Source organism: Nonlabens agnitus, from assembly GCF_002994045.1.
Lineage (GTDB): Bacteria > Bacteroidota > Bacteroidia > Flavobacteriales > Flavobacteriaceae > Nonlabens > Nonlabens agnitus.
Window position 1 is genome coordinate 2,001,768 of sequence record NZ_MQUC01000003.1, and the last position, 13,868, is coordinate 2,015,635.

A 13,868-nucleotide genomic window follows, 5' to 3' on the forward strand; every position below is an offset into this window, starting at 1 on the left:
ATGTCTAAGTATAGTTGATCAATATTTGTAGGAATCTCGCTTTCGCGAAAGCGAACTTGACCAACTACTTCACTACGATAAACAAAAAACCCGATGAAATTCATCGGGCTTTTTCTTATTAGGCTTGACCGGTAGGTCCAAAGTTTAAAGGTATCGGCGGCTTATCATAATCTTTGATATCGCCGTGCATGGATTCAAACTTTCTCACGTTATCTGCAAGAGCCTGTGCCAGTCTCTTAGCATGTTGTGGAGTTAGTATTACCCGTGACTTCACCTTTGATTTAGGATTCCCAGGCATTATATTCACAAAATCTACCACAAATTCTGATACCGAATGGTTAATAATAGCGAGGTTGCTATATTGACCTTCAGCCACTTCAGGATCTATTTCAATGTTGATTTTATGATCTTTATTATCAGCCATTAGTTATAGTTCACTTGTGGTTCATCACGACGCTGTAACAATTTTTCGAACTCTTCTTTAGAGCCTACGATGATATCGTCATAATTACGCATTCCTGTTCCTGCTGGAATTCTATGACCAACAATTACATTCTCCTTAAGACCTTCTAGAGTATCTACCTTACCGCTTACCGCAGCCTCGTTCAATACTTTTGTAGTCTCTTGGAAGGACGCTGCACTGATAAAGGATTTAGTTTGAAGCGATGCTCGAGTAATACCTTGGAGTACTGGCTCTGCCGTTGCTGGCTCTACATCACGTGCTTCTACTAATGCTTTATCTTCTCTCTTCAAGATGGAGTTCTCGTCACGCAATTGACGTGGTGTGATTACTTGCCCTTCTTTAAGAGTTGCAGAATCTCCTGCATTTTCCACTACTTTCATTCCATACAAGTTGTCGTTCTCCTTGATGAAATCTTCTTTGTGAACCAATTGGTTCTCTAGGAATACTCCATCACCTGGATCAACAATCTTCACTTTTCTAAGCATTTGTCTTACAACAACTTCAAAGTGCTTATCATTGATCTTAACTCCTTGTAACCTATATACTTCTTGAACTTCATTTACCAGGTACTGTTGAACAGCACTAGGACCTTTGATCGCAAGAATATCCTTAGGAGTAATAGATCCATCAGAAAGTGGCATACCAGCACGAACGTAGTCGTTCTCTTGTACCAAGATCTGGTTAGAAAGTTTTACTAGATATTTCTTAACCTCGTCAGTTTTAGAAGTAACGATGATCTCACGGTTACCACGCTTGATTTTACCGAATGAAACAACACCGTCAATCTCACTTACTACAGCAGGATTAGATGGGTTACGAGCTTCAAATAGTTCAGTTACTCGTGGTAGACCTCCAGTAATATCACCTGCCTTAGCAGACTTACGTGGAATCTTAACAAGCACTTTACCTACCTTGATCTTCTCTTCATCATTCACCATTAAGTGTGCACCTACCGGTAAGTTATAACTGATCTGAGTTTCTCCTTTAGCATCAACAATGTGAAGCGTTGGAATCAACTTCTTATCTCTTGAGTCAGAAATTACTTTCTCTTCATAACCAGTTTGCTCATCAGTCTCTACTTGGAAGGTCGTTCCTTGTATGATGTTTTCAAACTTGATCTTACCTGCAAATTCAGATATAATCACACCATTAAAGGCATCCCATTTAGCAATCAGATCACCTTTCTTCACGGTAGAACCAACTTTAGCATAAAGTTCTGAACCGTAAGGAATGTTGTTAGAGTTCAAAAGAATTCCAGTTTTTGGGTGTAGCAACTTAGATTCTGCCGTTCTTGAAATAACAACTTCAACTGGGCTACCATCACTGCTTTCACCTTTCACTGTTTTGATATCTTCTATTTCAAGTATACCGTCATTCTTAGCAATGATTGTGTTCTCTTCAGAAACGTTACCTGCAACACCACCAACGTGGAACGTACGCAATGTCAATTGTGTTCCTGGTTCACCGATTGATTGTGCGGCGATCACACCAACAGCTTCTCCACGCATTACCATTCTATTAGTCGCTAGATTACGACCATAACATTTAGCACAAACTCCTTTATCAGCCTCACAAGTCAATGGAGATCTAACCTCTACTGACTCTAATCCAGAAGCATCAATCTGATCTGCGACTTCATTTGTAATCAACTCTCCAGCAGCTACAAGAACATTTTGAGAAGCTGGATCGATTACATCATTAAGGGCAGTACGTCCTACGACTCTTGCACCTAAGCGCTCCATCACCTCTTCATTCTTTTTCAATGCACTAACATCGATACCTCTAAGTGTTTCACAATCTACCGTGTTGACGATAACATCTTGTGCAACGTCATGTAGACGACGCGTTAGGTATCCAGCATCTGCCGTTTTCAATGCGGTATCTGCAAGTCCTTTACGTGCACCGTGAGTTGAGATAAAGTATTCAAGAATCGATAGTCCTTCCTTAAAGTTGGAAAGAATCGGGTTCTCAATAATTTCTCCACCACCAGAGTTGGATTTTTTAGGCTTGGCCATCAATCCACGCATTCCAGTAAGCTGGCGAATCTGTTCTTTAGATCCACGTGCTCCAGAGTCAAGCATCATATACACAGAGTTGAACCCTTGCTGGTCCTCTCTAATGTTTTTCATCGAAAGCTCAGTCAACTGTGCGTTAGTTGCTGTCCACACATCGATCACCTGATTGTAACGCTCGTTTTGGGTAATAAGACCCATACCGTAGTTACCACGTATCGTATCAACTTTTTTGTTTGCAGCATCAATCATGGATTGCTTTTCTTCTGGGATCATGATATCACCCAAAGAGAATGACAATCCACCACGGAATGCAAATCCATAACCTAAGTCTTTAATTTCATCAAGGAAAGCCGCTGTTCTAGGCACATCAGTCACCTTAAGAATATCACCTATAATATCTCTAAGTGCCTTTTTAGTAAGGACCTCATTGATATAACCAGCTTCATTAGGAACTTTCTCGTTAAAGATTACACGACCAGCAGTGGTCTCAATAATCTCAGCTTTATAAGAACCATCTGGTTGTAGCAAGTTGATTCTACACTTGACTGGTGCGTTGATGTCAACGCGCTTTTCATTAAATGCAATAACCAATTCTTCTGGACCGTAGAACGTCAAACCTTCACCTTTAACGATGTGGTCTGGTTCAGATCTTCTTAATTTAGTCATGTAATACAGACCCAAGACCATGTCTTGAGAAGGTACTGCGATTGGACTACCGTTCGCAGGGTTCAAAATGTTGTGTGATGCAAGCATCAACAATTGACATTCAAGAATTGCTTCTGGTCCTAATGGTAAGTGTACCGCCATCTGGTCACCATCAAAGTCGGCATTAAATGCCGTACATACTAATGGGTGCAACTGGATTGCCTTACCTTCAATCAACTTAGGTTGAAAAGCCTGAATACCTAGTCTGTGCAACGTAGGAGCACGGTTCAACATCACTGGATGTCCTTTAAGAACGTTTTCCAGAATGTCCCATACTACGGGTTCCTTCTTATCTATAATTTTCTTGGCAGATTTTACCGTTTTGACAATACCACGCTCGATAAGCTTTCTAATAACGAAAGGCTTATAAAGCTCTGCAGCCATGTCTTTAGGCAATCCACACTCATACAATTTCAATTCTGGTCCAACGACGATTACAGAACGAGCCGAATAATCTACACGCTTACCAAGTAAGTTTTGACGGAAACGTCCTTGCTTACCTTTTAAGGAGTCAGAAAGGGATTTCAATGGTCTGTTAGAATCTGTCTTAACTGCACTAGATTTTCTAGTGTTATCCAACAATGAGTCCACAGCTTCTTGAAGCATACGCTTCTCATTACGCAAGATTACCTCTGGAGCCTTGATTTCCATCAAACGCTTCAAACGGTTGTTACGTATGATCACACGACGATACAAGTCATTCAAGTCAGAAGTTGCGAAACGACCACCATCTAATGGTACCAATGGACGCAATTCTGGTGGAATAACTGGTACGACTTTCATGATCATCCATTCTGGATTGTTCTCACGATTCTCGTTAGATTCCTTAAGTGCTTGAACAACTTGAAGACGTTTTAAAGCCTCCATCTTACGTTGCTTAGAAGTCTCGTTGTTTGCTTTGTGACGCAAGTCATAAGACAATGTCTCAAGATCTATACGCTGTAGCAAGTCAATTAGACACTCTGCACCCATTTTTGCAATAAACTTGTTGGGATCAGAATCATCCAGATACATATTCTCTTGCGGCAATGTATCAAGGATGTTTAGGTACTCTTCTTCAGTAAGGAAGTCTAATTTTTGTAGCTCATCACCATCTTCATTCTTTGCGATACCTGGCTGAATTACTACGTATCTCTCGTAGTAAATGATCATGTCCAGTTTCTTTGACGGCAATCCTAATAGGTAACCTATCTTATTAGGCAAACTACGGAAATACCAGATGTGTGCCACAGGAACCACAAGGTTGATGTGCCCTATACGGTCACGTCGCACCTTCTTTTCAGTTACCTCTACACCACATCGATCACAAACGATTCCTTTGTATCGGATTCTTTTGTATTTACCACACGCACACTCATAATCCTTTACAGGACCAAAGATGCGCTCGCAGAACAAACCATCTCTCTCTGGTTTGTGGGTACGATAGTTAATCGTTTCAGGTTTCAAGACTTCACCTCTTGACTCTGCCAGAATGGATTCTGGAGATGCAAGACCTATGGAAATCTTTGAAAATTTCTTCTGCGTTTGGGTTTCGTTATATCTAGCCATATTTATGGTACTATTTTAAGTTATAATTAGTGAGGGATTGTGGATTTATTACGCTTTCGCGAAAGCGAACTCAACACAGTCCTCACTGAAAAATTAATCCTCGAGTCTTAGATCCAGTCCTAGACCTTTCAACTCGTGCATTAATACATTAAACGACTCAGGAAGTCCTGGTTCTGGCATAGGCTCACCTTTCACGATCGCCTCGTAAGTCTTAGCACGTCCTACAACGTCGTCAGACTTAACGGTCAAGATCTCTCTAAGTGTGCTGGATGCTCCATAGGCCTCAAGTGCCCAAACCTCCATCTCACCAAATCGCTGACCACCAAATTGTGCCTTACCACCTAGTGGTTGCTGGGTAATCAATGAGTATGGCCCGATAGAACGTGCATGCATCTTGTCATCTACCATGTGTCCTAGTTTCAACATGTAAATGATACCAACGGTTGCTGGTTGATCAAAACGTTCACCAGTACCACCATCATATAGATAGGTATGACCAAATCTTGGGATTCCAGCCTCGTCAGTGTACTCATTGATTTGATCAAGAGTTGCACCATCGAAAATAGGTGTCGCAAAATTCTTGCCTAACTTCTCACCAGCCCATCCTAGAACGGTCTCATAAATCTGACCGATGTTCATACGAGATGGTACACCTAGTGGGTTCAACACGATATCTACTGGAGTTCCATCCTCAAGGAATGGCATATCCTCTGCACGTACGATACGAGCAACGATACCTTTGTTACCGTGACGTCCCGCCATCTTATCACCTACTTTAAGCTTACGTTTCTTAGCAACGTAAACCTTGGCAAGTTTGATAATACCAGCTGGAAGCTCATCTCCTACAGAGATGGTAAACTTCTCACGTCTCAATGAACCTTGAAGGTCGTTTTCTTTAATCTTATAGTTGTGTAACAAGTCAGCAACCGTGTCATTAGTTTCTTGAGTGGTTGTCCACGTTCCAGAAACCAAGTGTGTAAAGTCGTCAACTGAGTTCAACATTTTAAGCGTGTACTTCTTACCTTTAGGAAGAACTTCTTCTCCTAGGTCATTAAATACACCTTGAGATGTTTTACCACTAACTATCTCGAATAACTTATCTACAAGTCTTGTTTTAAGATCATCAAATTTAGCTTGATACTCTTGTTCCAATCTTGCGATGTCTTCTTTATCCTGTACTCTCTTCTTCTTATCCTTAACGGCACGAGAGAACAATTTTTTATCGATAACTACACCACGTAATGATGGAGAAGCTTTCAAAGAAGCATCCTTAACATCACCTGCCTTGTCTCCAAAGATGGCTCTAAGAAGTTTCTCTTCTGGTGTTGGGTCAGATTCTCCTTTAGGAGTAATCTTTCCTATCAAGATATCACCAGGCTCCACCTCTGCACCGATGCGGATCATACCATTCTCATCAAGATCTGCCGTAGCCTCTTCTGATACGTTAGGTATATCTGGCGTCAATTCTTCATTACCCAGTTTAGTATCTCTAACTTCTAGAGAGTACTCATCTACGTGAATAGAAGTGAAAATATCTTCTCTTACTACCTTTTCAGAAATAACGATCGCATCCTCAAAGTTGTAACCTTTCCATGGCATAAATGCCACTTTCATGTTGCGCCCTAAAGCAAGCTCTCCAGCCTCAGTTGCGTAACCTTGACAAAGTACTTGTCCTTTACTTACACGGTCACCTTTCTGTACGATAGGCTTCAATGTAATGGAAGTACCTTGATTCGTCTTACGGAATTTGATCAAGTTGTAGCTCGTTTCATCAGGCTCAAAGCTTACCAGTTTCTCGCGATCTGTTCTATCATACTCGATAACTATTTTTTGAGCATCAACATAAACGACAGTACCGTCGCCTTCTGCATTGATCAATACTCTAGAATCTGTTGCTACTTGACGTTCCAGTCCTGTTCCTACGATAGGAGCATCAACTCTTAATAGTGGTACGGCCTGACGCATCATGTTTGATCCCATCAGGGCACGGTTTGCATCATCATGCTCCAAGAACGGAATCAATGATGCAGAAATGGAAGCAATCTGGTTAGGTGCAACGTCTGCATAGACTACCTCTTTAGGGTCTACAACTGGGAAGTCACCTTCCATACGTGCAATTACATTGTCTGCTGTAATCTTACCGTTATCAAGTGGTAAGTTTGCTTGAGCAATGTGCATTCCTTCTTCTTCTTCAGCACTTAGATAGATTGGATCATCCTTAAGATTCACAACACCATCTTTAACTGTGCGGTATGGAGTTTCAATGAATCCCATACTGTTCACTTTCGCGAAAACTGCTAGCGAAGAGATCAAACCAATATTCGGTCCTTCAGGAGTCTCAATAGGACATAGACGACCATAGTGTGTATAATGTACGTCACGTACCTCGAATCCTGCTCTTTCACGTGAAAGTCCACCAGGTCCAAGAGCCGAAAGACGACGCTTGTGAGTAATCTCTGCCAATGGATTTGTTTGATCCATGAATTGAGATAACTGGTTAGTTCCAAAGAATGAGTTGATTACTGAAGACAATGTCTTAGCGTTGATAAGGTCAATAGGTGTAAACACCTCGTTATCCCTAACATTCATTCTCTCACGTATAGTTCTTGCCATACGAGCAAGACCAACACCAAATTGTGAACTTAATTGCTCACCTACGGTACGCACACGACGGTTTGATAGGTGGTCAATATCATCAATCTCTGCTTTAGAGTTGATCAACATGATCAAGTGCTTGATGATGGTAATGATATCTTCTTTGGTAAGCACTTGCTTGTCCATAGCGATATCAAGACCCAACTTCTTATTCATTCTGTAACGTCCTACCTCACCTAAGTTATATCTCTGGTCAGAGAAAAATAACTTATCGATAATTCCACGCGCTGTTTCTTCATCGGGCGGCTCAGCGTTACGTAATTGTCTATATATGTGCTCTACCGCTTCTTTTTCAGAGTTGGTAGGGTCTTTTTGTAGTGTATTATGGATGATCGCGTAATCTGCAGACTGGTTATCTTCTTTGTGAAGAAGAATGGTTTTAGCCTGAGATTCCATGATCTCATCAATATGTTGTTTCTCTAGAATCGTATCACGATCAAGTACAATCTCGTTACGTTCAATAGAAACAACCTCACCAGTATCTTCATCTACGAAGTCTTCGTGCCATGTTTTCAAAACACGAGCAGCAAGTTTACGGCCTAGGTATTTCTTAAGACCTGTTTTACTTGCTTTAACTTCTTCCGCAAGGTCAAAAATTCCAAGGATATCCTTATCTCTTTCAAATCCTATCGCACGGAAAAGGGTTGTAACTGGTAACTTTTTCTTACGATCGATATAAGCGTACATAACGCTGTTGATATCTGTCGCAAATTCAATCCATGAACCTTTGAAAGGAATCACACGAGCTGAATAAAGTTTTGTTCCATTAGCATGGAACGACTGTCCAAAGAATACACCAGGTGATCTGTGTAGTTGAGAAACTACAACACGTTCTGCACCATTGATTACGAACGTACCTGAAGAAGTCATGTAAGGAATCGTCCCTAAATAAACATCTTGTACGATAGTTTCAAAATCCTCATGTTCTGGGTCAGTACAATATAATTTAAGGCGTGATTTAAGTGGCACGCTGTAGGTAAGTCCACGCTCGATACATTCTTGTATAGAGTAACGTGGTGGGTCTACAAAGTAATCAAGAAACTCTAATACGAACTGGTTGCGCGTATCAGTAATAGGGAAGTTTTCCATGAAGGTATTGTAGAGACCTTCTACTTCACGTCTATCAGACTTAGTTTCTAATTGAAAGAAATCCTGAAACGATTTGATTTGTATATCCAGCAGATCAGGATACTCTGCCTTAGAAGTTACCGTTGAAAAATTAATTCTTTCTGTGTTTGTTGCTAGCATCAATGCACGGTATTAAATGATTAAAAAAGCGTTATCGACGACGTCTCATCTTTATACGCAAAATGGTCTAGGCCTGTGGGCCTTGCCCACAGGTCTAAACCGATAATGTTCAGGTAAGAAGAATTACTTCAACTCAACCTCAGCACCAGCTTCTTCTAGCTGAGCCTTAAGTGCTTCTGCCTCGTCTTTAGATACACCTTCCTTGATTGGAGATGGTGCATTGTCAACAAGTTCTTTTGCATCTTTCAATCCTGCACCTGTAAGTTCTTTTACAAGTTTCACTACAGCAAGCTTAGCACCACCTGGAGCTTTAAGGATTACATCAAATTCACTTTGCTCTTCAGCAGCTTCTCCGCCACCTGCAGCTGGTCCAGCCATAGCAACTGCCGCTGCTGCTGGTTCGATTCCATACTCTTCTTTAAGTATAGTCGCTAATTCGTTTACTTCTTTCACAGTAAGGTTAACTAACTGTTCTGCGAAATCTTTTAAATCTGCCATTTCTATCGTTTTAATAAAATTTATAAATAATTAATTGCGTACTATTTTGTGCCCTACTTTTCAGAAAGGGTCTTAAGAATTCCAGCCAATTTGCCACCACTTGATTTAAGTGCTGAAACAACATTTTTAGCTGGGCTTTGAAGTAGACCGATGATTTCACCGACCATCTCTTCTTTAGATTTGATATTACTTAAGGTTTCGATCTTATCGTCTCCTACATAAATCGCCTCTTCAATATATGCTCCTTTAAGAACCGGTTTAGCCGATTTCTTTCTGAAGTTCTCAATAACCTTAGCTGGCGCGTTAGCCACCTCTGAAAGCATTATTGATGTGTTCCCTTTCAACAACTCTGGAAGCTCTCCAAAGTCTTTGTCAGAAGCCTCCATTGCTTTTGCAAGCAAAGTGTTCTTCACTACTGAAAGAGTTACGTTTGCTTTAAAACAAGCTCTACGTAAGTTCGATGTATCTGATGCATTAAGTCCAGAGATGTCTGCTAAATAAATAGTAGAACTATCACCTAACGTTGCAGTCAAATCCTGTATAACAGTTGCTTTTTCTTCTCTTGTCATGATCTAGATTTTTAGTCGTCTGTTGCGAAACGCTTCGTATCGATCTGGATGCTAGGACTCATGGTACTAGACATGTATATACTTTTGATATATACACCTTTCGAGGTAGTCGGTTTCAATTTGACTAACGTGTTGATTAATTCTCTTGCATTACCTGCAATTTTCTCTGCTTCAAATGAAGCTTTACCTACTGATGCATGAATGATACCAGTCTTATCAACTTTAAAGTCGATCTTACCAGCTTTAACATCAGAAACTGCTTTTGCGACATCCATTGTTACCGTACCAGTTTTTGGATTAGGCATCAATCCTCTAGGACCCAAAACGCGTCCCAATGGTCCTAACTTACCCATCACACTAGGCATAGTAATGATAACATCTACATCAGTCCATCCACCTTTGATTTTCTCAAGGTAATCGTCCAGACCAACATAATCTGCTCCTGCAGCTTCAGCCTCAGCAGCCTTATCCGGTGTTACTAAAGCAAGAACCTTCACATCCTTACCCGTTCCATGAGGAAGTGTAACTACACCTCTTACCATTTGGTTGGCCTTACGTGGATCCACGTTTAGACGAACCGCTAGATCTACTGACGCATCAAAGTTTACATTTGATACTTCTTTTACTAACTTAGAAGCCTCTGCTACAGAATAAGTCGTTGACTTATCGATCTTAGCATTGGTCTCCTTTTGTTTCTTTGTCAATTTTGCCATTGTTACAAGTTTTAAGCAGGTGCGTTTCCGCCCTTAACATTAATACCCATTGATCTTGCAGTACCAGCAACCATTTTCATGGCGCTTTCTACTGTAAAAGCATTTAGGTCAGGCATTTTGTCTTCTGCGATCACTTTAATCTGATCCCAGCTTATGGTTCCAACTTTCTTACGGTTAGGCTCACCACTACCACCTTTTAATTTAGTCGCCTCAAGGATTTGAACTGCTGCTGGCGGAGTTTTAATGATAAAGTCAAAAGACTTATCTTTAAATACTGTGATTGCCACTGGCAATACTTTTCCTGCCTTATCTTGGGTTCTAGCATTAAACTGCTTACAGAACTCCATGATGTTAACACCAGCTGCACCTAATGCAGGCCCTACAGGTGGAGATGGGTTTGCTGCACCACCTCTAACTTGTAATTTTACAACCTTAGATACTTCTTTAGCCATTTTTAATTTATTTCAAAGTTTGACAGAAATAAAGTGGAAGCCTTATATACTGCCTATAAACTGTAACACTTATACTTTCTCTACTTGCATATAGCTCAACTCCAATGGAGTCTTGCGACCAAAAATCTTTACCATCACCTCAAGCTTGCGCTTCTCTTCATTGACCTTTTCAATAGTTCCATTGAAACCATTGAAAGGACCATCCACAACTTTGATAGTCTCACCATTCTTGAATGGTATTGCTATATTGTCCGTTTGTTCTGCAAGCTCATCAACCTTACCTAACATACGGTTTACTTCAGATTTTCTAAGTGGAACCGGCTCACCGCCTTTTGTTTCTCCTAGAAAACCTATAACCCCATTAACTGATTTAATGATGTGGGGAACCTCGCCTTCAAGACGAGCTTGAATCATAATATATCCTGGAAAATAAACCTTCTCCTTATTGATTTTTTTACCGTTGCGTATTTGAACCACCTTTTCAGTTGGTACTAATATTTGCTGGAGGTAATCATTAAGGTTATGGTGATTGATTTCGTCCTCAATATATTCCTTGATCTTATTTTCTTGACCGCTTACAGATCGGACAACATACCACTTCATTACATCTTTTTCCTCTGTCATGTTGTAGTATTAAGCTTGTTTAACCCATTCAAAGTAATTAGTAATCGCGGTACTAAATACGGTATCAATACCGTAGATGATCAATGCAAAAACTACAGAAAAAACAGCAACTGTCACGGTAAGCTTTTGAGCTTCAGCCCAAGTAGGCCATGTAACGTGGTTGGTCAATTCATTGTAAGACTCCTTTACATATGTCGCTAATCCCATAATCTGAACGGTCTATTGTGAACTTAGTCACGTTTGATGTTGCCTTGACAACATTTAATCTTTTTAAATAACTGCTATATCATTAGCAGCGTTCCAAATTTGCGCGGATTGAGAGGCTCGAACTCCCGACACCTGGTTTTGGAGACCAGTGCTCTACCAACTGAGCTAAATCCGCAAACTAAATTGAGTAGTTTGCTGTTGATAGTTTCGCTTTCGCGAAAGCGCAATCAAAACATACTTCCCAATAAAGGGAAAGTATCCTGTCTAAAAAAACTTCAGACAGGATACTTTATTTATTAGATAGAATTAATCTAGGATCTCAGTTACCTGACCAGCACCTACTGTTCTACCACCTTCACGGATTGCAAAGCGTAGACCTAAGTTCAATGCGATAGGTTGGATAAGATCAACAGTGATTGTCAAGTTATCTCCAGGCATAACCATCTCTACTCCATCAGGAAGAGCGATGTTACCAGTCACGTCAGTCGTACGTACGTAGAACTGTGGACGGTAGTTGTTATGGAATGGAGTGTGACGTCCACCTTCTTCTTTTTTCAAGATGTAAACCTCAGCCTTAAATTTAGCGTGCGGAGTTACAGATCCTGGCTTAGTAATTACCATACCACGAGATATTTGAGACTTCTCAATACCTCTTAAAAGGATACCTGCGTTATCTCCAGCCTCACCTCTATCAAGAATCTGACGGAACATTTCAATACCAGTAATCGTAGATGTCAATTTTTGAGCACCCATACCGATGATTTCTACTGGATCACCTGTGTTAGCTACACCAGTCTCAATACGACCAGTTGCAACAGTACCACGACCTGTAATAGAGAATACATCCTCGATAGGCATCAAGAAAGGCTTGTCAACCTCACGTTGTGGCTCTTCGATCCAAGTATCAACAGCTTCCATCAACTCAAGAACTGTATTTACCCATTTTTCTTCACCATTCAATGCACCTAGAGCAGATCCAGAAACAACAGGACCATTGTCACCATCATATTCATAGAAATTCAATAGATCACGAACTTCCATATCTACTAGTTCAAGAAGCTCCTCATCATCTACCATGTCTACCTTATTAAGGAAAACAACGATACGTGGAATACCTACCTGACGTCCTAGAAGGATGTGCTCGCGTGTTTGTGGCATAGGACCATCAGTCGCAGCAACTACAAGGATAGCACCGTCCATCTGGGCAGCACCAGTTACCATGTTCTTTACATAATCCGCGTGACCAGGACAGTCTACGTGAGCGTAGTGTCTGTTAAGCGTTTGATACTCTACGTGTGAAGAGTTGATCGTGATACCACGTTCTTTTTCTTCTGGAGCATTGTCAATTTGATCAAAACTTGTTGCCTTAGAGTAACCAGCATCTGCAAGTACTTTAGTGATTGCAGCAGTAAGAGTAGTCTTACCGTGGTCAACGTGACCAATAGTTCCTACGTTAAGGTGCGGTTTCGAACGATCGTACGTTTCTTTAGCCATAATTATAATCTTAGTTTATATTAGTGTTTCAATTTAAAAACTGACACGGATACAAAACCAAATCAGCTTATACTATTTAGGGCCTCATAAAGAGACCTTTCTTTCAATTTCTATCGAGCCAATGACGAGATTTGAACTCGTGACCTCTTCCTTACCAAGGAAACGCTCTACCCCTGAGCTACACCGGCTTATGATGTTAACGCTTTCGCGAAAGCGAAATAGCCAAAGGCTTTTCAGAACACGGTAAAGAAATCTCACCTAGCCTGACACCGCTATTGCGGAATAATTAGAGCGAGAGACCGGGTTCGAACCGGCGACATTCAGCTTGGAAGGCTGACGCTCTACCAACTGAGCTACTCTCGCAATTACCATTTCTAGAATGGCTGTAATTAATGTGGGGAGAGCAGGATTCGAACCTGCGAAGGTTTCCCAACGGAGTTACAGTCCGTCCTCGTTGGCCGCTTGAGTATCTCCCCAATAATTACTTCAATTTTTCAAAAAACAAAGAGCCGATGGAGGGACTCGAACCCACGACCTGCTGATTACAAATCAGCTGCTCTAGCCAGCTGAGCTACATCGGCTTATGATAGATTTTAAGCGCACCACGCTCCCGTTATTTCTAACGGACTGCAAATGTAAGCCTATTTTTTAATTACCAAAAAATATTTGGATAAAAA

The 13,868-nt window shown here is 40.9% G+C and carries 10 protein-coding genes and 5 tRNA genes; all 15 read right to left on the reverse strand.

Annotated features, from left to right (window positions below; translation table 11 throughout):
- Positions 1-118: 118 nt before the first annotated feature.
- The 15 genes from BST86_RS09245 to BST86_RS09315 all read right to left on the reverse strand — a co-directional run bounded on the left by BST86_RS09245 (position 119) and on the right by BST86_RS09315 (position 13,772).
- Positions 119-424 (reverse strand): DUF3467 domain-containing protein, encoded by a 306-nt coding sequence (locus BST86_RS09245; RefSeq protein ID WP_055413595.1) that lies wholly within the window; start codon positions 422-424, stop codon positions 119-121.
- Entirely contained in the window at positions 424-4,731 is a 4,308-nt protein-coding gene (rpoC, locus tag BST86_RS09250) for a DNA-directed RNA polymerase subunit beta' (protein ID WP_105983018.1), read from the reverse strand. Before rpoC ends, BST86_RS09245 begins: the two co-directional genes overlap by 1 nt.
- A 93-nt stretch (positions 4,732-4,824) precedes the next feature.
- Positions 4,825-8,634, reverse strand: a complete 3,810-nt coding sequence (rpoB, locus tag BST86_RS09255; protein ID WP_055413597.1) for a DNA-directed RNA polymerase subunit beta — start codon at positions 8,632-8,634, stop codon at positions 4,825-4,827.
- A 123-nt stretch (positions 8,635-8,757) separates the two neighbouring features.
- Positions 8,758-9,132, reverse strand: a complete 375-nt coding sequence (gene rplL, locus BST86_RS09260; protein WP_055413598.1) for a 50S ribosomal protein L7/L12 — start codon at positions 9,130-9,132, stop codon at positions 8,758-8,760.
- A 53-nt stretch (positions 9,133-9,185) separates the two neighbouring features.
- Entirely contained in the window at positions 9,186-9,701 is a 516-nt protein-coding gene (gene rplJ / locus BST86_RS09265; protein WP_055413599.1) for a 50S ribosomal protein L10, read from the reverse strand.
- Positions 9,702-9,712: 11 nt separating this feature from the next.
- Positions 9,713-10,414, reverse strand: a complete 702-nt coding sequence (gene rplA, locus BST86_RS09270) for a 50S ribosomal protein L1 (RefSeq protein WP_055413600.1) — start codon at positions 10,412-10,414, stop codon at positions 9,713-9,715.
- An 11-nt stretch (positions 10,415-10,425) separates the two neighbouring features.
- Positions 10,426-10,866, reverse strand: a complete 441-nt coding sequence (gene rplK, locus BST86_RS09275; RefSeq protein ID WP_055413601.1) for a 50S ribosomal protein L11 — start codon at positions 10,864-10,866, stop codon at positions 10,426-10,428.
- 69 nt (positions 10,867-10,935) lie between these two features.
- Positions 10,936-11,490 carry a transcription termination/antitermination protein NusG gene (nusG, locus tag BST86_RS09280; RefSeq protein ID WP_105983019.1) on the reverse strand — a complete coding sequence of 185 codons (555 nt, stop codon included), beginning with the start codon at positions 11,488-11,490 and terminating at the stop codon, positions 10,936-10,938.
- Between the two features lie 9 nt (positions 11,491-11,499).
- Positions 11,500-11,697 (reverse strand): preprotein translocase subunit SecE, encoded by a 198-nt coding sequence (gene secE, locus BST86_RS09285; protein WP_082438647.1) that lies wholly within the window; start codon positions 11,695-11,697, stop codon positions 11,500-11,502.
- A gap of 102 nt (positions 11,698-11,799) precedes the next feature.
- Positions 11,800-11,872 (reverse strand) — tRNA-Trp (locus BST86_RS09290).
- Positions 11,873-12,003: 131 nt separating this feature from the next.
- Positions 12,004-13,191, reverse strand: coding sequence for an elongation factor Tu (tuf, locus tag BST86_RS09295; protein ID WP_055413604.1), 1,188 nt, complete (start codon positions 13,189-13,191; stop codon positions 12,004-12,006).
- A 116-nt stretch (positions 13,192-13,307) separates the two neighbouring features.
- Positions 13,308-13,379, reverse strand: a tRNA-Thr gene (locus tag BST86_RS09300).
- Between the two features lie 102 nt (positions 13,380-13,481).
- Positions 13,482-13,554: transfer RNA gene (locus tag BST86_RS09305), tRNA-Gly, on the reverse strand.
- Between the two features lie 32 nt (positions 13,555-13,586).
- Positions 13,587-13,667, reverse strand: a tRNA-Tyr gene (locus BST86_RS09310).
- Positions 13,668-13,698: 31 nt separating this feature from the next.
- Positions 13,699-13,772 (reverse strand) — tRNA-Thr (locus BST86_RS09315).
- Between the last annotated feature and the right edge of the window lie 96 nt (positions 13,773-13,868).